The organism is Devosia chinhatensis (assembly GCF_000969445.1).
In the GTDB taxonomy this organism is placed as follows: Bacteria; Pseudomonadota; Alphaproteobacteria; order Rhizobiales; family Devosiaceae; genus Devosia; species Devosia chinhatensis.
In genome coordinates this window covers 1,878,089-1,897,640 of the sequence record NZ_JZEY01000054.1, presented here as the reverse complement: position 1 = coordinate 1,897,640, position 19,552 = coordinate 1,878,089, and the positions used below count along the sequence as shown (strand labels likewise).

Below are 19,552 nucleotides of genomic sequence, written 5' to 3'. Positions count from 1 at the left end.
CATAAATTGCGATGGTTGCGGCTTTAACATCCTTGTGCGGTGCTGCAATCCCTTAAATGGGCAGCAATGGCAGTGTCCCCACTTCATATGAGCGCGCTTACATGTGATTGGCTTGACTTTTGCCGCTCGATGCACTTATCAATGCCGCGTCTAGAAATTTGGAGCGGTCCAGTGCGGTCACTCATTCTCGTAGTAAGCAGGCGCATCGGCAACGTGGGGTGACACCCCGCGCGATAGCTGGTGCGCCGAACATGAGGTCCCGAACGGGGCCTTTTTTATTGCCTTTTTTCCGCCGCGCGGGGAGGGGCGGAAAACGACGAACTGACCCCGGGAGGGGCAAGTATTCAGGAAGGGCTGACAATGGCCGAGAAAATGACCGGCGCTGAAATGGTGATCCAGGCGCTGACCGATCAGGGTGTCGAGCACATCTTTGGTTATCCGGGCGGCGCTGCATTGCCGATCTATGACGCCATGTTCCAGCAGGACTTCGTCAAGCATATCCTGGTTCGCCATGAACAGGGTGCCACTCACATGGCCGAGGGATACGCGCGTTCGACCGGCAAGCCCGGCGTGGTTCTGGTCACCTCGGGCCCCGGCGCCACAAATGCCGTCACGGGGCTGACCGACGCCCTTCTCGACTCTATTCCGCTGGTCTGCATCACCGCGCAGGTGCCGACCACGCTGATCGGCACCGATGGCTTTCAGGAATGCGATACCGTCGGAATCACGCGCTCCTGCACCAAGCACAATTACCTCGTGAAGAACGTCGCGGACTTGCCGCGCGTGCTGCATGAGGCTTTCCACATTGCCACCACAGGTCGTCCCGGACCTGTCGTCATCGATATTCCCAAGGACGTGCAGTTCGCCGTCGGCGACTATTACAAACCCGAGCCGGGTTCACTCCGCCACAAGTCCTATCGGCCCCAAGTCGACGGTGACCTCGGTGCCATCGAGGCGGCCGTTGACCTCATGCTCAAGGCGGAGCGTCCGATCTTCTATACGGGCGGCGGCGTGATCAATGCGGGTCCGGAAGCGTCCGAAAACCTGCGTGAGCTGGCCGAACTGACCGGTTTCCCGGTGACGTCGACGCTCATGGGCCTGGGTTCCTTCCCGGCGTCCAATCCGCAATGGATGGGCATGCTGGGCATGCATGGGACCTACGAAGCCAATATGGCGATGCACGATTGCGACGTGATGATCAATATCGGCGCGCGTTTCGACGACCGCATTACCGGGCGGGTGGACGCCTTTTCGCCTCACAGCACCAAGATCCATGTCGACATCGACCCGAGCTCGATCAACAAGATCATCCGCGTCGACTTGCCGATCGTGGGCGATTGCAATCGCGTGCTCGAAGAGATGATCCGGATCTGGCGCAGCAAGACCAATCAGCCGCGCACCGAGGCGATTGCGCCCTGGTGGTCGCAGATCGAGAAGTGGCGTTCGGTCAATTCGCTCGGCTTCAAGAATTCGGACGAGGTGATCAAGCCGCAATGGGCCATCCAGCGGCTCTACGAAGCCACGAGGAAGCAGGCTAAGGAGGTCTACATCACCACTGAAGTCGGCCAACACCAGATGTGGGCGGCCCAGCATTTCCATTTCGACCAGCCTAACCGCTGGATGACCTCGGGTGGTCTGGGCACGATGGGCTATGGGCTGCCGGCTGCGGTGGGTGTGCAGGTGGCGCATCCTGACGCACTGGTGATCGACATCGCAGGAGAGGCCTCGGTTCAGATGACGATGCAGGAGCTTTCCACTGCCGTGCAATACCGCCTGCCGATCAAGGTCTTCATCCTCAACAACGAACGCATGGGCATGGTGCGACAGTGGCAGGACCTGTTGCACGGTTCGCGCTACGCCCATTCCTATTCGGAATCGCTGCCTGATTTCGTCAAGCTGGCCGAGGCCTATGGGGCCAAGGGCATCAAATGCGACACGCCGGCAGAATTGGACGCAGCGATCGCCGACATGATCGATTATGACGGCCCCGTTTTGTTCGACGTGCTGGTGGAAAAGGACGAGAACTGCCTGCCCATGATCCCGTCCGGCAAGCCGCATAACGAGATCATCCTGCCCGACACCGCCAATATCGGCGACATCATCGACGAGAAGGGACGCGCGCTGGTCTAGGCCGGTCGTGGAGGTAAAGAACATGAACGCACATTTGCAACCCACCGGTTCCGCCTATTTCCTGACCCAGGAAACCCAGCAGGCCGAGCGCCATACCTTGTCCGTGCTCGTGGACAATGAGCCCGGTATCCTGGCGCGGGTCGTTGGTCTGTTCTCGGCGCGTGGCTATAATATCGAGAGCCTGACGGTCAGCGAGACCGAACACGACAAGCGACTTAGTCGCATCACTGTCGTCGTCGTCGCCACGCCCAAAGTGCTGGTGCAGATCAAGACGCAGCTCGAAAGGCTAGTACCCGTTCATAGGGTGCATGACCTCACGGCCGAAGGTGCATACCTCGAGCGCGAACTGGCGCTGATCAAGGTGAAGGGTTCGGGCGAACATCGAGCCGAGACCCTGCGTCTGGCAGATGCCTTCCGCGCCCATATTGTCGACGCGACCGTCGAAAGCTTTGTTTTCGAAGTGACGGGCAAGCCCGATAAGGTGGACAGCTTCATTGCACTAATGGCTCCGCTCGGGCTCGTCGAAGTGGTGCGCACCGGTCTTGCCGCGATCAGTCGCGGTCCCGAGGGCATGTAGCATCCTCACTGATCGAGCCTATCAAAAGGTTCGATTGGGCGGATCGTCCAGTGTGGTGTATGGCAGGGCCTGAACAGATCGAGTCCTGCCATGACCCTGCTTTCCGTCAATCTCAATGCTGTCGCGCAGCTTCGCAATCGGCGCAATCTGCCCTGGCCAAGCGTGACCCACATTGCGCGTGTCGTGCTGGATGCGGGGGCCAGTGGCATTACCATCCATCCCCGTCCCGACGAACGACACATCCGCCGGAGCGATGTCTACGATCTTTCAGCACTGTTGAATGCTGAATATCCGCGGGCCGAATTCAACATCGAGGGCTATCCGAGCGAGGACTTCCTTGCTCTGATCGAGGATGTTCGTCCGCATCAGGTGACCCTCGTACCCGACGATCCAGCACAGGCCACGTCGGATCATGGCTGGGATTTTCTGGGCGAGGGCAATTTTCTCACATCGGTCGTCCAGCGTCTGAAGCGACCCGGACGACGGATTTCCCTGTTCTGCGATCCTGATGCAGGAGAGGATGGCGTTGCTGCAGCTCACGCAACCGGCGCCGATCGCATCGAGCTCTTCACCGGTCCCTATGGTGCTTGCTTTAATGACCCTCAGGAAGCACAGAGGCAGCTGGAGGCGCTCTCACAGACCAGCGTCGCCGCTCGAGCGCTGGGCCTGGGCGTCAATGCCGGCCATGACCTGACGCTTGAAAACCTTCCAGCCTTTCAAGCCGCAGTTTCCGGTGTCGCTGAGGTGTCAATCGGGCATGGCCTTACGGCCGACGCACTGATCATGGGATTTGACTCGGCGACGCGTCGTTATATCTCGGTCCTGGCGGGCTAACCACGCAACCTCGTTCGCCAATATGGAACAATGCGTTTGCTGATCGGTTTTAAGACGGGCCGTGCTCGGAGCGAGCGGCCCTAAATGCAGCAGAAAACTCAGTACAACCGATACTTACATATGTGTGCCTGGGGTGCCATTTTGTTCCCGGCAGACACTGGCGTGCCCTCTTGAGGTTCTTTAGCCCAGGCACATATATCGCCTCAGTTACGATTTGTTACCAAGGAGGGCAGAGATGTCCAAACTCAAGATCGGCGTCGTTATTTCGTCCACCCGTGATACGCGCTTCGGCGAAAAGCCGGCTCAGTGGATTCTCGATAAGGCCAATGAACGCCCCGAGATCGAGGCCGAACTGATCGACCTACGCGATTTCGACCTGCCGTTCTTCAATGAGGCCGCGTCGAACCTCTGGATGCCCTCGAGCGACGAGCATGCAGTTGCCTGGCAGAAGAAGATCGGCGAATTCGACGGCTTCATCTTCGTCGTTGCCGAGTACAACCGTTCGATCACTGGCGCGCTTAAGAACGCCCTCGATCAGGCCTATAACGAGTGGAACCGCAAGCCCTTCGGCATTGTCGGCTACGGCGCTGTCGGCGCTGCTCGCGCCGCCGAGCACCTGCGCGGTATCGGCGTCGAACTGCAGATGGTTTCGACCCGCTCGGCCGTTCATATCGGTGGCGGCGACTTTTTCGCCGTGCACCCGCTCGGGCAGCAGAACAAGCCTTTCAGCGAGATCGAAGGTTCGATCGGTCCGTCCGCCAAGGACATGCTGGACCAGCTGGTATGGTGGGGCAACGCCACCAAGGCCGCTCGTTCCTAAGTCTTTCGAGGACTTCGACGTCTTCGCTTACCTGGCCGGGGCCGCTTCGCAAGAGGCGGCCCCGACTGGTTTATGAACCAATCGTTCGAGCAGGCATTGTGTGTGGCGGGCGGCGGGTGTATAGCGGCGCCCGCCTTGAAACAGTGAGAGCCCAAAAGCTCATGACGCGTACGGATGATGCCGGTCACAAGGCCGGTGACGTAGCGACCTCCCAGGCCAGCCACGCAAAAAGCAGTCTTCCGCTCCTGACAATCGGAGCAATCGGCGTGGTCTACGGCGATATCGGCACCAGCCCGATCTACGCCTTCCGCCAAGCCATGCATGTCCGGCCAGGCGCTGCGGCATCTCATATCGAGATTCTGGGGCTTCTCTCGCTCATCGTCTGGGCTTTGACCCTTACGGTCGCCGTGAAGTACGTTTTCTTCGTCACTCGGGCCGACAATAATGGCGAGGGTGGCACGCTCAGCCTTATGGCGCTTGCACGCAAGACCTTTGCAAAACCGCCTGCCTGGATTACCGGCCTCGGCGTGCTCGGCGCTGCCTTGTTCTTCGGCGATGCCATTATTACACCTGCTATTTCCGTGCTCTCAGCGGTCGAAGGCATCGATCTGGTCGCTCCAGGCATGGGCCGCTGGGTCGTCCCGATCACGCTCGTCATCATCATTGGTCTTTTCGCCGTTCAGCGGTTCGGTACCGCCAAGGTGGCCACGGTTTTCGGGCCGGTTACGGCCGTGTGGTTCCTGACGCTGGGTGTCAGCGGCCTCGTTCACATCATTGAATATCCTGCGGTCTTGCAGGCGCTGAACCCGTTTCTGGGTATCCAGTTTCTTGCCACCCATATCGGGATTGCCTTCGTCGTCATGGGCGCGGTGTTTCTGGCAGTGACCGGCGCCGAGGCGCTCTATGTCGATCTCGGGCATTTCGGGCGCAAGCCGATCGTGATCGCCTGGTTCGGCCTGGTTTTCCCGTGCCTGCTGCTGAATTATTTCGGGCAGGGCGCCTTCGTGCTCCAGGTGGGGGTGGAGAATGTGCAGAGCCCGTTCTTCGAGATGCAGCCGGATTGGGCGCTATTGCCGTTCGTCGGCCTGGCGACGCTCGCCACCATCATTGCCAGCCAGGCAGTGATCACCGGCACCTATAGCCTCGCGCAGCAGGCCATTGCCATGAACATGCTGCCGCGCATGATCGTGCAGCACACATCGGCGACGCAGAGCGGGCAGATCTATATGCCGCAGATCAATGCCATGCTGATGATCGGGGTGCTGCTGCTCGTGCTCATTTTCCAGAGTTCGGAAGCTCTTTCAAACGCTTACGGCATCGCCGTGTCCGGCGTGATGATCGTGACGCTGTCCCTGCTCGTGGTCGTCATGTGGCGCAACTGGAAATGGCATCCGGCCGCCGTCATCGGCTTCGGCGCGGTCTATCTTATTATCGACGGTGGTTTTTTTGCCGCCAATGCGGCCAAGCTGTTCCAGGGCGGCTGGGTTCCGGCAGTTGTGGCGCTGGCCGTCGCGCTGCTGATGTGGAGCTGGATGGCCGGGCGAAAGCGGCTTTCCGACAAGACGCGACGGGATGAGGTGCCGCTGGAATTTCTGGTCAACAACCTGGCCAAGAAGCGGCCGACGGTGGTGCCGGGTACGGCGATATTCCTGACCTCCGACGTCGAGGGTGCGCCGACGGCGCTGTTGCATTCTCTCAAGCATTACAAGGTGTTACACGAGCAGAACGTCATCCTGACGGTGCGGACTTCGACCTCGCCGCGCGTGCCGGACGATGAGAAGGTGACCATCGATGCCTATAACGAGCTGTTCTCGCGGGTGGTGGTGACCTTCGGGTTCATGGAAAGTCCCAATATTCCCAAGGCCTTGGCGCTGGCGCGAAAGCTGGGCTGGAAGTTCGACATCATGTCGACCTCGTTCTTCCTGTCGCGGCGCTCGCTGAAGGTGGGACAGAAGGGCGGGCTGCTAAGGTTCTGGCAGGACAGGCTTTTCATCCGCCTGGCGCGCAATGCCAGCGACGCGACGGAATATTTCCATATCCCGACCGGCCGCGTGGTGGAGATTGGCACTCAGGTTGTCATCTGAGGCCAATTCGTCAGCAGACTGTGCACGTTGAGTGTGTCAGCGGGGCATGTCGGGGCAAAGATAGGGCACACTGGCGGGAGCAAAGCGCACTTCCTCGTCGCCACCGACCAGCTTCATGGTCAGAACCAGCTCGTCAGGTGTCAGCGAGGTGATGTCGGCGCTGATGGTCATACCGTCCTCGTCCCACGAAATTTCGGTGTCGGACACCTGCTGCCAGTTGGAGAGGCGATAGGTCTCCCAGCACGAATCGCTGACCAGCGTGCCATCGGCCAAAAAGATCTGCATGCTGCCCGGCAGGCCCGAATCGGCATCGGAGCGGACCCAGACACGGTTGAGCAGCGGGTTGTCGCTGCCGGCCTCGCCGGCTTCCTCGGCGGCGGGCGCTTCGCTGTCCTGCGCCATGGCGGGCAGGGCGGTGCAGGCGCCCACGCCCCAGGCGGCCATCAGGGCCATGATTGCAGCCTTTTTATCCATGGCTTGTCTCCTCGTTGCGTCGAGCAGAAGGTGAACCCGCTACTGGGGCGGAATTAGGGTGAGCCGGTACGCGCATGCAGGAGCCTCTGTTCAACGGAGGTCTCACCTGCAGCGATCAAAGTGGGGGCGGGCCCTTATCCCGGCCGGCGCCCCCCGTTCTCGTCAGCCCTTGGCTGCGACCATCAGGCGATCGTAGTCGGCGACGCGCTGGGTCTGGACGGGCCAGGCGGTGTAGTCGCCGCCGAGCGCGGTATTGGCGTGAAGCGGCCAATTGGGATCGGCCAGGGCGCCGCGCGCCAGGGCGATGAAGTCCGCCTCGCCATTTTCCAGGATCGCCTCGGCGCCATGGATATCGCCAAGCACGCCGACGGCCATGGTGGGAATGTCGGCGCCAGCGCGCACGGCATGGGCAAAAGGCACCTGATAATTCGGGGCGGACTTGATGCGCCCCTGGGCGAGACCGCCGCTGGAGCAATCGATGGCGTCAACGCCACGGGCCTTGAGTTCGCGCGCCAGGACCACACTGTCCTCGACGGTCCAGCCGCCTTCGGCATTGTCGCTGACCGAGAGACGGGCGAGCAGCGGCTTGTCGGCGGGCCAGACAGCGCGAACGGCTTCGGCAATCTCGAGCACGAGACGCATGCGGTTCTCGCGGCTGCCGCCATATTCATCGGTGCGCTGGTTGGCCAGCGGCGAGAGGAACTGGTTCAGCAGGTAGCCGTGAGCGGCGTGGATCTCAACGGTGTCGAAGCCGGCCTTTTCCGCGCGCTGCGCCGCAGCGACGAAGCCATCGATCACCCGGCGAATACCGTCCTTGTCGAGGGCAGTGGGCACCTGGTAGTCGGCATTGGCAGGATCATGGGAGACGGCGCTGGGGGCGACGGGCTGCCAATGCTCGTAGCCGAGCTTCTGCTGTTGTTCCTCGGTGGCCAGATCGTCGGCGGTGAGCCAGGAGACGGGCGTCGAGGCCTTGCGGCCGGCATGGGCCAGCTGGATGCCGGCGGCAGCGCCCTGGCTGTGGAGGAAATCGACGATGCGGGCGAGCGGAGCGATGTGCTCGTCCTTCCACAGACCCAGATCCGCGAAGGAAATGCGCGCTTCGGGGAGGACGCCGGTGGCTTCGAGGATGACGAGACCGAAACCGCCAATGCCGAAGCGGCCAAGATGCACCATGTGCCAGTCGTTCACGAAACCATCGATGGCCGAATATTGGCACATTGGGGCAACGACCGTGCGGTTGCGCAGAGTAAGGCCCCGCAGGGTAACGGGGGACATGAGCTTGGACGATGTGGACACGTGCAATTCCTTGGCGGAGACAGCGGATAATCAAGAGCCTCTACATGGGGTATTTGCGTTTCATCGGCAAGTGCCGATGAAACGCAAAGATCACTGTCGTGCTTGTATGGAAGAGGCTAGTCTGGGGCAATTGTCGTTGACCCGGAGTCGCTTGTGAGCATTTCCCGAAGCCGTTTCCGCCAATTGCTGGCGTTCGAGGACCGGACCGTTGCCCTGATCTCGAGCCGCGAGGAAACTGCCGGCGATTATGTCATCGAGCATTTGCGCCTGCGGATCGGGGAGGACGATGTTCGCGGTATCCTGACCCGCCCGGCGGAGCCTTCCGGACCGATGCCTGCCATTCTTTACGGGCATTCGCATGGCGGCGGCTATGCCATCGGCGCCAGTGAACTGCTGGACGGGCGGGACTATCTGCTCGACCCGCTCGGGCCGGTTTTTGCCCGGGCAGGGTATGTGACGCTCTGCATCGACATGCCGGTGTTCGGCGAGCGGGCTACGGCGACGGAAAGCGCGGTGGCCAAGGCGCTGCTGTGGCAGGGCAAGTCCTTGTTCGGTGCCATGCTGTCGGACCACGCGGCAGCCCTGACCTATCTCGCGGGGCGGCCGGACGTGGATGCCACAAGGATCGGGGCGTTTGGCCTGTCGATGGGTTGTGTGCTCAGCTATTGGCTGGCGGCGCTGGACGAGCGGATCGCGGCGGTGGCGCATCTTTGCTGCTTTGCCGATTTCCGCACCATGATCGCGCTGGGCGCGCATGACGGGCACGGCATCTATCTCACCGTGCCCGGCCTGTTGCGCGAAGCCGACGGCGGTACCATTGCCGGGCTGGTAGCGCCACGGCCGCAACTGATCTGCGTGGGCGAAGAGGATGCCCTGAGCCCCATGCCTGCGGTCGAGCGGGCGCTGACGGAGCTTCGTCCCGCCTATCGAGGGGCGGAGGATCGGCTGGACGTCCTCAGCGAAGCCGGGGTGGGGCATCAGGAAACGCCAAGGATGCGGGAGGCCGTGCTCGCCTTTTTCGGGCGCTGGCTGAGCTAGTGATGGGCAGCGCCGATCAGCGCATGCCGATCATCGTCTGGGTCTGGGCCCACAATTCCTGGGCGACTTGCGGGTTGAACCACAAAAAGGCGATGGCGGCGACGATGCCGGCGACCAGAGCCAGGCCGAACAATTTCTTCAGCACCGAAAAAACCAGCCATAGGACGATGACCGCGCCGATTGCGAGACCGATCAGCGTCTGTGGATCATTGGGCATGGTGTGCTTCCTTTCGGCAGGGACGCGCTCGTAGGGCCAGCGCGAAACTTTGGCAAGTCTGTTGCATTGCTAAAGGGCCCCCACCTTGCAGAGGATGCGCCCGCGCACCAAATAGGACGCAGAAAAAGGAGACGAGATGACCGCTGATCGCGCCTATGCCCAATATGACATCGAAAAGAAATCCCTTGTGGTGGCCTACGTGCTCTGGGCGTTCCTGGGATATGTGGGGGCGCACCGGTTTTATCTTGGCAGGCCGCTGAGCGGGATGTTCATGCTGATGCTGTCCAGCATCACGCTGATCCTCACCTTCGTGAGCTTCGGGTTCCTAGGCTTTTTGTGGTTCATCGTCGGCCTCTGGTGGCTGATCGACGCGCTGTTGATCCCCGGCATCGCAGCCGGCCGCAACCAGCGGATCGCCGACCGGGTGCTGGGCTACCGGCGTTAAGCGCGTCACGACTGTAGGACCACCGGGACGACCCCGGTGGTCATGCTGGAAAAAGTGCACCTTCGGGATCAGTGCACCCTGCGGTGCGTGATCTTGAAGGCAGCGCTCAGGCGCGCTCTTCCCATATCTTGGCCAATTCGATGACTGTGGCGACCGCCTTTTCCATGTCCTGGCGGCTGATCCACTCGAGGGGAGAATGGAAGGCGTGGCCGCCGGCAAAGATGTTTGGGCAGGGCAGGCCCATGAAGGAGAGGCGGGACCCGTCGGTGCCGCCGCGAATGGAGCCGCGCACCGGAGCCATGCCCGCCCGGCGGATGGCGTCCACGGCATTCTCGACGATCTCCGGATACTGATCGAGCACCACTTTCATATTGCGATATTGCTGCTTGCGGGTCGCCGTGAGGGCGGAGCCGGGGAAGTCCGCAAGGACCTCCCGGGCAATGGTCTCGACCATGCCATGCTTTTCCGCGAGCCCGGCTTCGGTGAAGTCGCGCACGATGAACTGGAGGGTGGCGCTGTCCATGGAACCGGAGATGTCGACCGGATGAACGAAGCCGTCGCGGCCCTCGGTGCCCTCTGGTGAGACCTCGCGCGGCAGGCGGGCGACGATGGCCGAGGCGATCTTGATGGCGTTTTCCATCCGGTCCCTGGCGAAGCCGGGATGGATGGCGACGCCGGTGATCTCAAGGGTCAGGGCATCGGCGGAAAAAGTCTCGTCCTCGATGGTGCCGGCGGTTTCGCCATCGAGTGTATAGGCGAAGCGGGCGCCAAGCTTTTCGAGATCGACCTTGTCGACGCCGCGCCCGATTTCCTCGTCGGTGGTAAAGAGCAGGCGAATGGTGCCGTGCTTGATGGACGTGTCCCTGATGAGGATTTCGGCGGCGGTGATGATTTCGGCCAAGCCCGCCTTGTCGTCTGCGCCCAGCAGGGTGGTGCCATCGGTGGTGATGACATCATTGCCAATCTGGTTGTTCAGTTCGGGATGTTCGGCGACGCGAATGACGCGGCCTGAATTGCCCAGGGCAATGTCGCCGCCGGCATAGTTGTGGATGATCTTTGGGCGGACATCGGTGCCGGTAAAGTCGGGGGCAGTGTCCATATGCGCGCAAAAGCAGATGACCGGCACGTCGGGCTTGTCGGTATTGGCCGGGACGGTGGCATAGACATAGCCGTGTTCGTCGAGATGCGCGTCGGCGATGCCGATGGCCTGGAGTTCGTCGACCAGAAGGCGGCCGAGTTCCTTCTGCTTTTCCGTGGAGGGCTGGGTGAGCGAATTGCCATCGGACTGGGTATCGATGGCAACGTAGCGCAGGAAGCGGTCGAGAACGGTGTCGGTCATGTCAGGTCCGGCGTGGTGAGCTGGCCCCAGGGTCTAGCAGCGCCCGGGAGGAAATCAAACCCGCAGCCATCAGTCATCCCGGTCCGGTTGCGGCAATCGGGCGAACCACTCGGCATAGGGCGTATTGCGCGCCATGTGCCGATTGTAGTCGGGCGCGCCGTCATGCCACCAGACCGGGCCCCGTTCGCCCAGGGCTCGTTTGGCCGCATCCACCTCGGCGCGGGCGGCGGCCTTTTCGTCGCCGTCGTCGGAGCGGACGCGGCGGCGCGCGGCCATCAGCCGGTCCACCTGCGTCTGGCGCTCAACGGACGACAGGCCGGGATTGCTGGCGCGCCAGAGCCGGCCACGCACGACAATGTAACGACCATCGGGCGTTTTTGGCGGCTGGGTCATGATTTTCCTTCCGGGCAGGAATGACGGCGCCGAGGGGCGGGTTCCCGGAGCGGGGACGGAGACAAGATTCCACTTGCTTCGAACCGTACCGTACGGTACGCCAGCGAACGAATTGCCGCCGGACCGTTCGGCGCGACACGCAAGGGAGAGGTTCCCGTGGCCCTGGCCATCAAGGTCAACGAAGAGACGTTCACCCCGCGCCAGCAGGCTGTGCTGACCGCGGCGCTGGACCTGCTCGTCGAGAATGGCGACGGGCTCACCATGACGGCGGTGGCGCGGCGCGCCTCATGCTCGAAGGAAACGCTCTACAAGTGGTTCGGCGACCGCGAAGGCCTGTTGACGGCGACGGTGCAATGGCAGGCCGCCAAGGTGCGCATGCCCTATGTCGATCGCAGCCATCTCAGCACCAAGGCGCTGCGTGCCAGCCTCGAGCAATTCGCCCGCGACCTGCTGACCACCATTATCGGGGAAGTGTCGATCACCCTCAACCGCACCGCGATCACCCATGCGGCGCAGGAAAAGGACGATCTGGGCCATATCGTGCTCGAAAACGGCCCCATGGCGGTGCGCCGGCGGCTCAAGCCGATCCTGGAAGCCGCGCGCGACGCCCGGCTCCTGCGCTTCGCCTCTAGCGAGGAGGCCTATCGCACCTTCTATGGCCTGGTCGTGCGCGACGTGCAGATCCGTCTGCTGCTCGGCGACAAGGCCCTCACCCAATCCAATGTCGAGGCCAACATCGAAGCCGATGTGAAGGTCGCGACGGACCAGTTCCTGGCCCTTTACGGCGCCAAGGCAAACCCATAACAAGCCGCTTTTCCGAGGGAGAACCCCAATGCGCGTCTATTACGATCGTGATGCCGATCTCAACATCATCAAGTCCAAGAAGGTGGCCATCATTGGCTACGGTTCGCAGGGCCATGCCCATGTGCTGAACCTTCGCGATTCGGGCGTGACCGATGTCGTGGTGGGCCTGCGCCCGAATTCCCCGTCGGCCAAGAAGGCCGAGGGCGAAGGCCTCAAGGTGATGAGCGTCGCCGACGCATCCGCCTGGGCCGACGTCATCATGCTGCTGACCCCGGACGAGTTGCAGGCCGAGATCTACAAGAAGGACATCGAGCCAAATATCCGTGACGGCGCGGCGCTGGCCTTCGCCCATGGCCTCAACGTGCACTTCAACCTGATCGAGCCCAAGTCGACCGTCGACGTGATCATGATCGCGCCCAAGGGTCCGGGCCACACCGTGCGCGGCGAATACCAGAAGGGTGGCGGCGTGCCGTGCCTGATCGCGGTGCATCACGACGCCTCGGGCAATGCCCATGACATCGCGCTGGCCTATGCATCGGGCGTTGGCGGCGGCCGTTCGGGCGTCATCGAGACCAATTTCCGCGAGGAATGCGAAACCGACCTGTTCGGCGAGCAGGCCGTGCTCTGCGGCGGCCTGGTCGAGCTGATCCGCGCCGGTTTCGAAACGCTGGTGGAAGCCGGCTATGCGCCGGAAATGGCCTATTTCGAGTGCCTGCACGAAGTGAAGCTGATCGTCGACCTGATCTACCAGGGCGGCATCGCCAACATGAACTACTCGATCTCGAACACGGCCGAGTGGGGCGAATATGTCACCGGCCCGCGGATCATCACCTCGGAAACCAAGGCCGAGATGAAGCGCGTGCTGCACGACATCCAGTCGGGCAAGTTCACCAGCGACTGGATGCAGGAATACAAGGGCGGCGCATCGCGCTTCAAGGCGACCCGTCGCCTGGCCGACGAGCATCCGATCGAGGAAGTGGGCCACAAGCTGCGCGACATGATGCCGTGGATCAAGGCCGGCGCCCTGGTCGACAAGGCCAAGAACTGATCGCAGGTTTTCCGGTGCCGGCCCGCGCGGCCGGCAGGGAGCAAACAAGGGCGGGGGCGTAAGGCCCCCGTTTTTCATCATGACTGTCGACATCCTGCCCATCAACGGCACCGACGTCCGCCTGGTGCCCGGGACCTGGCCGCTGCCCGATGCCATGCGCGCCGCCGTGCCCCAGACCTGGGCGCGGATGAAGGCTGCAAAGCCCCATACCTGGGACGGGCGTATCCTGGGCTTTACGCAGCCGGTGATCGGGGCGGACGGTATCCTGCGGGCAGAAGCCCGCGAAGACGCCTATTCGGCGTTTCTCACCTGGCGCGAAGCGGGGTTTCCCGAGATCGGCATCCATCACGTGTTCGGCACGGCGCTGATCCTGTCATCGGACGGAGCGCTGATCATGGGCGTTATGGGCGGAGACACGGTCAATTCCGGACGGGTTTATCCCCCCGGCGGGTCGCTCGAGCCGCGCGACGTCACGGCGGACGGCAGCGTGGACGCGGAACGCTGCGTTACGCTCGAATTGTGGGAAGAGACCGGGTTGCGCGCCGAAGATGCCGAGAAGGGTCCGCTGCTCACCATCTTCGAGGGCCCCAAATTGTCGATCTCGCGGGTGTTCCGCTTCCCCCAGGATGCCGAAAGCCTGGTCGCGGACATCCGCGCCAATCTCGAGAAACAGGAAGAGCGCGAGCTGGCCGACGTGGTGGCGTGCCGCGATGTCGCCGATGCGGCCGCGGCCGGGGCCGTGGCGAGCTATGCCGCCGGGCTGCTCGACGCCATAAGTAGCGGCCGCGTCACGCTCTGACGCTTCAAATCCGGGCGCAAGTGGACTAGAGCTTTTGTCTTTAGGGGGGAAAAGCTCATGGCGTTACCAGACTTTCCAGTCGAGGGCGGATGTTCGTGCGGACGGGCGCGTTACCGGCTCAAGGCGTCGCCGCTCAGCGTCTACAATTGTCATTGCAAGGACTGCCAGCGCTATTCGGGCGCGGCCTGGTCGATGTCGATGATCGTTCGCGATGGCGACTTCGAGGTGCTTTCGGGCGAAACCGCGACCTATGATCGGCGGGCCGACAGCGGCAATGTCATTGCCATGAAATTCTGCGCCCATTGCCATGGCTGGCTGTGGAACGAGCCCCCCATGCCCGGCATCAAGGTCGTGCGGGCCGGCACGCTCGACGACCTGGACTGGGCCCGTCCGGTGGGCAATATCTGGACCGACAGCAAGGCAGGATGGGTCGATATCGACCCGGCCCTCACCAATTTTCCCAAGGGTCTCGTCGACCGCACACCGCTGTTCGACGCCTGGACCCGTTCGCAGCAGGACTGACGATGAGCGCTCAAGACGATATTGCCGTGGTCAAGCGGCAGGAAGCCGAACTGGTCCTGCCGGCATTCGACGAGGCCGTGGCTTTCGATATCGGTGCGGCGATCCGGAAGCGGGCGCTGGAAGAAGGCCTGTCGCTGGTGGTGGATATCCGCACCTGGGACCGGCAATTGTTCTTTGCGGCAACGCCGGGCACGAGCGCGGACAATGCCGAATGGGTGCGGCGCAAGGTCAATTCGGTGAAGCGCTTCCAGCGCGCCAGCTACAGGCTGGTGCTGGAACGGGGCGAAGAGCCGTTTTCGGTGCAATCCGGCGCCGACCCCGCGGATTACGTCATTGCCGGCGGCGGCTTTCCCATTCGTGTGCCGGGCGCGGGCATTATCGGCGCGCTGACCATTTCCGGGTTGCCGGGACGGAAAGATCACGGCGTGGCCGTTGATGCGCTCTGCGATCATCTGGGCAGGGAACGCAGTGATTTCGCGCTACCGGAGGCCAGCTCGTGAAACTGCCCTATCTGGTTCTGGACGTCTTCACCAAATCGGCGCTGTCCGGCAATCCGCTGGCGGTGGTGCCCAAGGCCGATGGCTTGCTCGACGGGGAGATGCAGGCCATCGCCAAGGAATTCAACCTCAGCGAGACGGTGTTTCTGTGCAAGCCGCAGAACGAGCGGAACTCGGCGTCGGTACGGATTTTTACCCCCTACACGGAATTGCCCTTTGCCGGCCACCCCACGGTGGGGGCAGCAGTGGTGCTGGGCTTGCAGAGCAAGGCAGCGGCATTGCGGATCGAAGAAAAGGTGGGCCTGGTGACGGCTTTGTTCGACCGCGTCGACCGCCGCACGGGGGAAGCACGCTTCACCCTGCCCAGGCTGCCGGCGCGCCTGGCCGAGCTGCCCAACAAACTGGCCATCGCGCAGGCACTGGGTATCGAGGTCGAGGATATCGGCTGCGATCTCTTCAAGCCCTGCGTGTTTTCGGCCGGGGTCACGTTCCACCTGATTCCGGTGCGCGACGCTGGCGTGCTCAAGCGCATTGCGGTCAATCGCACGGCGTGGAACCAGGTGTTCCACCACGATCATCATTCCGCCTATGTGTTCACGCTGACCCCCAACGAGCCGGAAAACGACATCGCCGCCCGCATGTTCGGCATGGGCCTGGGTGAAGATCCGGGGACCGGGTCGGCAGCTGCGGCCTTGATCGGATTGCTGGCCGAGCAGGAAATGGCGAATGGACAATTCGAGCTGGTGCTACGCCAGGGGGTGGAAATGGGCCGGGCCTGCCATATCCAGCTTCAGTTCCGCAAACAGGATGACAAGCTGACCCATGGCGCCATCGGCGGGCACGCGGTGGTGGTGGCCGAAGGTGTGCTCGACCTGGGCGATTGAGCGCGGCGTGAACCAAAGAGCCTAGAAATGACCCGTGAGACCGGCGGAGAGTTTGCCGCCAAAGGTACTGAGCCAGGCCGGGTAGGGGCCGAGTGGGGACGCGAGGCCCGGGCCGAAAAGGACGTCGCCCATGCCGTAAGTGCCCTGGACTTCGCCGGAAACAACGAGGGCCAGATTTTCTGAAATGGACCAGTCGTGGGCGAGGCCCGCTACGGCCGAAATCGTGGTGAAGCCGTAGACGATATTGGGTGTGCGCCCGAGATCGGCGCGCAGCAGATGGCTGTCGAAGACCCTGAGACGGCCTACGGCCAGTTCCCCATAGGCCGTGAACGTGCCGTGTGCGCCTTCGGTCTGCCAGGCGCCGCCGAGGCCGATATCTCCAGAATATATAGCCTGTTCGATAACCGCCTGGCCGGCGGGCAGCGGGCCTACGGCGCAGGCCAAAGTACAGATCAGCCCATGGGCCGTGAGCGCGGTGGCTTCAGCTGATGTGGTGACATAGGGTCGGAACTGACCAGCGCCGAGGGGGAAGGCGGCCATTTGCGGTGGCGCGAACTTGAGGCCCGCCTGGAGCTTACCGCCGCGAACATCGCTCCATGTATCGGAGAACAGCAGATTGCCGGCCAGATAATCGGTGTCGTGGAATGCACCCATGACAAAGGTCGTGGCCGTCAGGTCGGCCTTTACATAAACGGGGTCGAGCAGGCCTGTGCTTGCCGAGAGGGATAGACTTGGCCCGATCAAAGCGACGTGGTCGAGAATCGACGTCGGCGATCCCAGGATCGGAAATTGGGCACTGGCATCATGCCAGATGGTGAAGCGCTCAGCGGCAAGACCGGCATCGACGCTCACCTCGACTTCGGCCTGGGCCAGTGCCGGCCCGGCTGCGAGCAGAAAGAGGAGTGCAGCGGTCGGCTTCATCATCACATCCGTGCCCTCAGCCTGATGCCGATGTCCTGGCTTTCATAATCATAGAACACATTATCCGACACCTGCTTTGAATATTGATAATAGAGCATGGGAATGAAAGGGCCGAGAGCCAGCGCCTGATGGCCGATTTCGGCCCTGCCAACGGCAAAGACATCCACCTGATTTGGACCCAGGGAGAGGGGCGGGGGCATATTGTGCAGCCGCGTGCCCAGCGTTGCGCTGGCGCCCAGGACGAGGCCGTTGTGCCCCATATAATCGAGCCGGGTCATGATCTCGGCGGTGAGGCGATGCCGCTTGAGATCGTCGGGCAGATCGAGCGCGCCGCCAAGCTTGTTGGTCACGGTCAGTTCCGGCGTCAGGACATAGGCATGGGCAATGCTGGCTTCGAGATAGGTGCCATCGAGGTAGGTCTTGACGGGATAGCGCGCGAGATAGGCGGTGGTTTCGAGACTGAGCAAGGAGCCCGGCTGGACTTGCCAGGCGGCAAAGCCCCTGACGCCGATGCGCAATCGCTCAAGACCGACAGAGTCGAAATCGGCACCGAAAAGCGGGGCGAATCCATAGGTGACGGCGCCGCGCTGGAAGCTGACCGGCGTCTCGAAGGTCATGCGGGGGGCAAACGAGCGCGTGACCGTCGAGTAATCCAGTTCTCCCCGAACCAGCATCGAGACAGCCATATTCCCGGCATTGAAGAGCCCGAAGCTGACATTGGCGCCGCCGCGCAGGGTGACGCCCGAGGTCGCGCGGTTGGCGTCGGGTATGACCAGCCCATTGAGATTGGTGGCCGCCGTCTGCCGGTTGGCATTGGTCGAGGGAATGATGTCGCCATAAATGCTGAATACCGGTCCTGCGGCCACCGCAAGAGTGCGGCGAAGGGTCAGCACGACATCGCGGGCATCGCCTTCGGGCAGAAGGGCGAGCATGACGTCGAGCCGCTGTGCCGCCGAAGACTCGTCGCCCCGCTCGATATCGCACAGGTAGAGCAATTGGTGGGCGGACATGAAGCCGGGGCGGATCACCGCGAGGGTTTCCAGCAACGGGGTTGCGGACAGGCAGTCGCCGCCGGCAATGCGTCGCGTCGCCTCGACATAGACGACAAAGAAGTCGCCCGCTTCCGCCGTATCGAGACGCAAGGCCGCCTGCTCGGCGGAGACGAAATCACCGCCGGCAATATGTGCCTCGAGCTCGGCGAAACTGGCAGCGTAGGTCGCCATCGTCGCCCAGAGCAGGGCGACGATGGCAAGCAGGATGCGTTTCAGGCGCATGGATGCTTACGGGACCTTATTGCCGAAGAACCCGCCGCCGACCGGGACGACCGCGCCGTTGACCGTGCCATTGCCGCTGACGACGCCTGCGATTTCTTCGGCATTGGGGCCATAGAAGCTGCCGACCACCTGGGCACTGTCATTGACGCCGAGGGCGCCGAAAGCCAGCGTTCCGACGAAGCGGTTGCCATCGATGGTGGCGGTGCCGGTATCGGTGAAGCTGTTGTCGAGAGCGGTCGCAGTCCAGTTGAGGCTGCGATTGGCGAAATCGGCCTGTGCAAGGAAGTTGCCGTTTTCGAAGGATTGCGGCGTGACGGTGAACCATTGGCCACTGTAATGGACGATCTGGGACGGCATGCCGTTGATCGGGGTTTCCCCGCCCGTGGCGATCATGACGAAGCCGTCATTGACGTGAGGCTGGTTCTGCATCGCGTCCCCGGCATTGCGCAGGAACATGGCGAGGGAAGAATAGGTGCCGTTCACCAGGATCGCGGCGTCCTTGCGGTCAGCGTTCGAGGGGAAAGCGCCATCGGTGCTAAAGCCATAGGCGACGTAATCCTGACCATTGATTGTCACGGTCGCGGGCCCCGCGGTAAAGTCCTGCAGGGCGAAGGTGCGGCCCTCGACGGTGATCTCCAGGGATTGGCGATCCGGCGAGATCTTGACCACGGCGGTCTTGAAACTGCTGGCGCTGGCGGACGCGGTGGGCAGGCGCGGACCGGCCGCATAGCCGGCGATGCCCGTGGTCTGTGCTGCGGTGACGGAGGTGAAGGCGGGCGTCGCGAAGGTCTGCGTATAGGCTCTCAGGACCTGCGAGGAACTGAGATTGGTACTCGCGGCGGAGCCGGCAGCCGGGGGTGTCGCCGGCGCGGGCGCCACCGGGGCGGCATTGCTCATGAGATTGGCAAGGCTGCAGCCGGACAGCAGAGTTGCGCAGGTTACGGCCAGTACAAATTTTGCAAGCATTTCTGCCCCCACAGAAAAAATCAGGTCTTAACTGTTTCTTAAGGGGTGGCGGCAAGTGGCGTCATACCCTTTATTGGGGATGACCAGGCGAATGATGCGCAGGAGCGAGGCGAACGCATTTTGGCGGTTTGGTCTTGCATCCTATCGCCAGGTGACGCATTGTTCGGTCCAGACACACGCGCATCAGAGC

General features: G+C 62.4%; 21 protein-coding genes. 13 read left to right on the top strand and 8 right to left on the bottom strand.

What is annotated here, in order from left to right; all coding sequences use genetic code 11:
• Nucleotides 1-360: 360 nt before the first annotated feature.
• The 5 genes from VE26_RS09195 to VE26_RS09175 all read left to right on the top strand — a co-directional run bounded on the left by VE26_RS09195 (nucleotide 361) and on the right by VE26_RS09175 (nucleotide 6,445).
• On the top strand, nucleotides 361-2,130 hold the full coding sequence (locus VE26_RS09195; protein WP_046104658.1) for an acetolactate synthase 3 large subunit: 1,770 nt from the start codon (nucleotides 361-363) through the stop codon (nucleotides 2,128-2,130).
• Nucleotides 2,131-2,152: 22 nt separating this feature from the next.
• Nucleotides 2,153-2,707, top strand: a complete 555-nt coding sequence (gene ilvN / locus VE26_RS09190) for an acetolactate synthase small subunit (RefSeq protein WP_046105204.1) — start codon at nucleotides 2,153-2,155, stop codon at nucleotides 2,705-2,707.
• 90 nt (nucleotides 2,708-2,797) lie between these two features.
• The gene (locus VE26_RS09185) at nucleotides 2,798-3,541 is read left to right on the top strand and encodes a pyridoxine 5'-phosphate synthase (RefSeq protein WP_046104657.1); all 744 of its coding nucleotides are present in this window, start codon (nucleotides 2,798-2,800) and stop codon (nucleotides 3,539-3,541) included.
• 235 nt (nucleotides 3,542-3,776) lie between these two features.
• Nucleotides 3,777-4,361, top strand: coding sequence for an NADPH-dependent FMN reductase (locus VE26_RS09180; RefSeq protein WP_046104656.1), 585 nt, complete (start codon nucleotides 3,777-3,779; stop codon nucleotides 4,359-4,361).
• A 161-nt stretch (nucleotides 4,362-4,522) separates the two neighbouring features.
• Nucleotides 4,523-6,445 carry a potassium transporter Kup gene (locus VE26_RS09175; RefSeq protein ID WP_046104655.1) on the top strand — a complete coding sequence of 641 codons (1,923 nt, stop codon included), beginning with the start codon at nucleotides 4,523-4,525 and terminating at the stop codon, nucleotides 6,443-6,445.
• A gap of 36 nt (nucleotides 6,446-6,481) precedes the next feature.
• Here the strand turns inward: VE26_RS09175 and VE26_RS09170 are convergent, their stop codons facing one another.
• Both VE26_RS09170 and VE26_RS09165 read right to left on the bottom strand, forming a co-directional pair.
• Complete coding sequence (locus VE26_RS09170; protein WP_052715783.1) at nucleotides 6,482-6,919, bottom strand: hypothetical protein; 438 nt, start codon at nucleotides 6,917-6,919, stop codon at nucleotides 6,482-6,484.
• A 162-nt stretch (nucleotides 6,920-7,081) separates the two neighbouring features.
• Entirely contained in the window at nucleotides 7,082-8,215 is a 1,134-nt protein-coding gene (locus tag VE26_RS09165; protein ID WP_244465648.1) for an NADH:flavin oxidoreductase/NADH oxidase, read from the bottom strand.
• 153 nt (nucleotides 8,216-8,368) lie between these two features.
• Here VE26_RS09165 and VE26_RS09160 point away from each other — a divergent pair, with 153 nt between their 5' ends.
• Nucleotides 8,369-9,253: an alpha/beta hydrolase family protein gene (locus VE26_RS09160; RefSeq protein WP_046104653.1), complete on the top strand. Its 885-nt coding sequence runs from the start codon at nucleotides 8,369-8,371 to the stop codon at nucleotides 9,251-9,253.
• Nucleotides 9,254-9,269: 16 nt separating this feature from the next.
• On the opposite strand, the gene VE26_RS09155 is transcribed toward VE26_RS09160, so the two are convergent.
• Nucleotides 9,270-9,470, bottom strand: coding sequence for a hypothetical protein (locus VE26_RS09155; RefSeq protein WP_046104652.1), 201 nt, complete (start codon nucleotides 9,468-9,470; stop codon nucleotides 9,270-9,272).
• Between the two features lie 136 nt (nucleotides 9,471-9,606).
• On the opposite strand from VE26_RS09155, the gene VE26_RS09150 reads away from it, so the two are divergent.
• Nucleotides 9,607-9,915 (top strand): TM2 domain-containing protein, encoded by a 309-nt coding sequence (locus VE26_RS09150; RefSeq protein ID WP_046104651.1) that lies wholly within the window; start codon nucleotides 9,607-9,609, stop codon nucleotides 9,913-9,915.
• 106 nt (nucleotides 9,916-10,021) lie between these two features.
• On the opposite strand, the gene pepT is transcribed toward VE26_RS09150, so the two are convergent.
• The gene (pepT, locus tag VE26_RS09145; protein ID WP_046104650.1) at nucleotides 10,022-11,254 is read right to left on the bottom strand and encodes a peptidase T; all 1,233 of its coding nucleotides are present in this window, start codon (nucleotides 11,252-11,254) and stop codon (nucleotides 10,022-10,024) included.
• Nucleotides 11,255-11,323: 69 nt separating this feature from the next.
• Complete coding sequence (locus tag VE26_RS09140; RefSeq protein ID WP_046104649.1) at nucleotides 11,324-11,647, bottom strand: hypothetical protein; 324 nt, start codon at nucleotides 11,645-11,647, stop codon at nucleotides 11,324-11,326.
• A gap of 156 nt (nucleotides 11,648-11,803) precedes the next feature.
• Between VE26_RS09140 and VE26_RS09135 the strand changes: the two genes are divergently transcribed.
• The 6 genes from VE26_RS09135 to VE26_RS09110 all read left to right on the top strand — a co-directional run bounded on the left by VE26_RS09135 (nucleotide 11,804) and on the right by VE26_RS09110 (nucleotide 16,201).
• On the top strand, nucleotides 11,804-12,451 hold the full coding sequence (locus tag VE26_RS09135) for a TetR/AcrR family transcriptional regulator (protein WP_046104648.1): 648 nt from the start codon (nucleotides 11,804-11,806) through the stop codon (nucleotides 12,449-12,451).
• Nucleotides 12,452-12,479: 28 nt separating this feature from the next.
• On the top strand, nucleotides 12,480-13,499 hold the full coding sequence (gene ilvC, locus VE26_RS09130; protein WP_046104647.1) for a ketol-acid reductoisomerase: 1,020 nt from the start codon (nucleotides 12,480-12,482) through the stop codon (nucleotides 13,497-13,499).
• 79 nt (nucleotides 13,500-13,578) lie between these two features.
• Nucleotides 13,579-14,298, top strand: a complete 720-nt coding sequence (locus tag VE26_RS09125) for an NUDIX hydrolase (RefSeq protein WP_052715782.1) — start codon at nucleotides 13,579-13,581, stop codon at nucleotides 14,296-14,298.
• Nucleotides 14,299-14,355: 57 nt separating this feature from the next.
• Nucleotides 14,356-14,820, top strand: a complete 465-nt coding sequence (locus tag VE26_RS09120) for a GFA family protein (RefSeq protein ID WP_046104646.1) — start codon at nucleotides 14,356-14,358, stop codon at nucleotides 14,818-14,820.
• 2 nt (nucleotides 14,821-14,822) lie between these two features.
• Nucleotides 14,823-15,320 (top strand): heme-degrading domain-containing protein, encoded by a 498-nt coding sequence (locus tag VE26_RS09115; RefSeq protein WP_046104645.1) that lies wholly within the window; start codon nucleotides 14,823-14,825, stop codon nucleotides 15,318-15,320.
• Nucleotides 15,317-16,201, top strand: coding sequence for a PhzF family phenazine biosynthesis protein (locus VE26_RS09110; RefSeq protein WP_046104644.1), 885 nt, complete (start codon nucleotides 15,317-15,319; stop codon nucleotides 16,199-16,201). Before VE26_RS09115 ends, VE26_RS09110 begins: the two co-directional genes overlap by 4 nt.
• A 21-nt stretch (nucleotides 16,202-16,222) precedes the next feature.
• Here the strand turns inward: VE26_RS09110 and VE26_RS09105 are convergent, their stop codons facing one another.
• From VE26_RS09105 to VE26_RS09095, 3 genes are read right to left on the bottom strand one after another with little or no spacing between them, the layout of a single operon-like run.
• Nucleotides 16,223-17,122: a hypothetical protein gene (locus VE26_RS09105; protein ID WP_046104643.1), complete on the bottom strand. Its 900-nt coding sequence runs from the start codon at nucleotides 17,120-17,122 to the stop codon at nucleotides 16,223-16,225.
• A gap of 2 nt (nucleotides 17,123-17,124) precedes the next feature.
• A complete protein-coding gene (locus tag VE26_RS09100) occupies nucleotides 17,125-18,396 on the bottom strand; it encodes a surface lipoprotein assembly modifier (protein WP_046104642.1) in 1,272 nt (423 codons plus the stop codon).
• 6 nt (nucleotides 18,397-18,402) lie between these two features.
• Nucleotides 18,403-19,362: a transferrin-binding protein-like solute binding protein gene (locus tag VE26_RS09095; RefSeq protein WP_046104641.1), complete on the bottom strand. Its 960-nt coding sequence runs from the start codon at nucleotides 19,360-19,362 to the stop codon at nucleotides 18,403-18,405.
• Between the last annotated feature and the right edge of the window lie 190 nt (nucleotides 19,363-19,552).

What these genes read in the sequence shown, in the direction of transcription:
- VE26_RS09195 (WP_046104658.1), top strand. Translation starts at nt 361, where the DNA reads ATGGCCGAGAAAATGACCGGCGCTGAAATGGTGATCCAGGCGCTGACC.
- ilvN (WP_046105204.1), top strand. Translation starts at nt 2,153, where the DNA reads ATGAACGCACATTTGCAACCCACCGGTTCCGCCTATTTCCTGACCCAG.
- VE26_RS09185 (WP_046104657.1), top strand. Translation starts at nt 2,798, where the DNA reads ATGACCCTGCTTTCCGTCAATCTCAATGCTGTCGCGCAGCTTCGCAAT.
- VE26_RS09180 (WP_046104656.1), top strand. Translation starts at nt 3,777, where the DNA reads ATGTCCAAACTCAAGATCGGCGTCGTTATTTCGTCCACCCGTGATACG.
- VE26_RS09175 (WP_046104655.1), top strand. Translation starts at nt 4,523, where the DNA reads ATGACGCGTACGGATGATGCCGGTCACAAGGCCGGTGACGTAGCGACC.
- VE26_RS09170 (WP_052715783.1), bottom strand. Translation starts at nt 6,919, where the DNA reads ATGGATAAAAAGGCTGCAATCATGGCCCTGATGGCCGCCTGGGGCGTG.
- VE26_RS09155 (WP_046104652.1), bottom strand. Translation starts at nt 9,470, where the DNA reads ATGCCCAATGATCCACAGACGCTGATCGGTCTCGCAATCGGCGCGGTC.
- VE26_RS09150 (WP_046104651.1), top strand. Translation starts at nt 9,607, where the DNA reads ATGACCGCTGATCGCGCCTATGCCCAATATGACATCGAAAAGAAATCC.
- pepT (WP_046104650.1), bottom strand. Translation starts at nt 11,254, where the DNA reads ATGACCGACACCGTTCTCGACCGCTTCCTGCGCTACGTTGCCATCGAT.
- VE26_RS09140 (WP_046104649.1), bottom strand. Translation starts at nt 11,647, where the DNA reads ATGACCCAGCCGCCAAAAACGCCCGATGGTCGTTACATTGTCGTGCGT.
- ilvC (WP_046104647.1), top strand. Translation starts at nt 12,480, where the DNA reads ATGCGCGTCTATTACGATCGTGATGCCGATCTCAACATCATCAAGTCC.
- VE26_RS09125 (WP_052715782.1), top strand. Translation starts at nt 13,579, where the DNA reads ATGACTGTCGACATCCTGCCCATCAACGGCACCGACGTCCGCCTGGTG.
- VE26_RS09120 (WP_046104646.1), top strand. Translation starts at nt 14,356, where the DNA reads ATGGCGTTACCAGACTTTCCAGTCGAGGGCGGATGTTCGTGCGGACGG.
- VE26_RS09115 (WP_046104645.1), top strand. Translation starts at nt 14,823, where the DNA reads ATGAGCGCTCAAGACGATATTGCCGTGGTCAAGCGGCAGGAAGCCGAA.
- VE26_RS09105 (WP_046104643.1), bottom strand. Translation starts at nt 17,122, where the DNA reads ATGAAGCCGACCGCTGCACTCCTCTTTCTGCTCGCAGCCGGGCCGGCA.
- VE26_RS09100 (WP_046104642.1), bottom strand. Translation starts at nt 18,396, where the DNA reads ATGCGCCTGAAACGCATCCTGCTTGCCATCGTCGCCCTGCTCTGGGCG.
- VE26_RS09095 (WP_046104641.1), bottom strand. Translation starts at nt 19,362, where the DNA reads ATGCTTGCAAAATTTGTACTGGCCGTAACCTGCGCAACTCTGCTGTCC.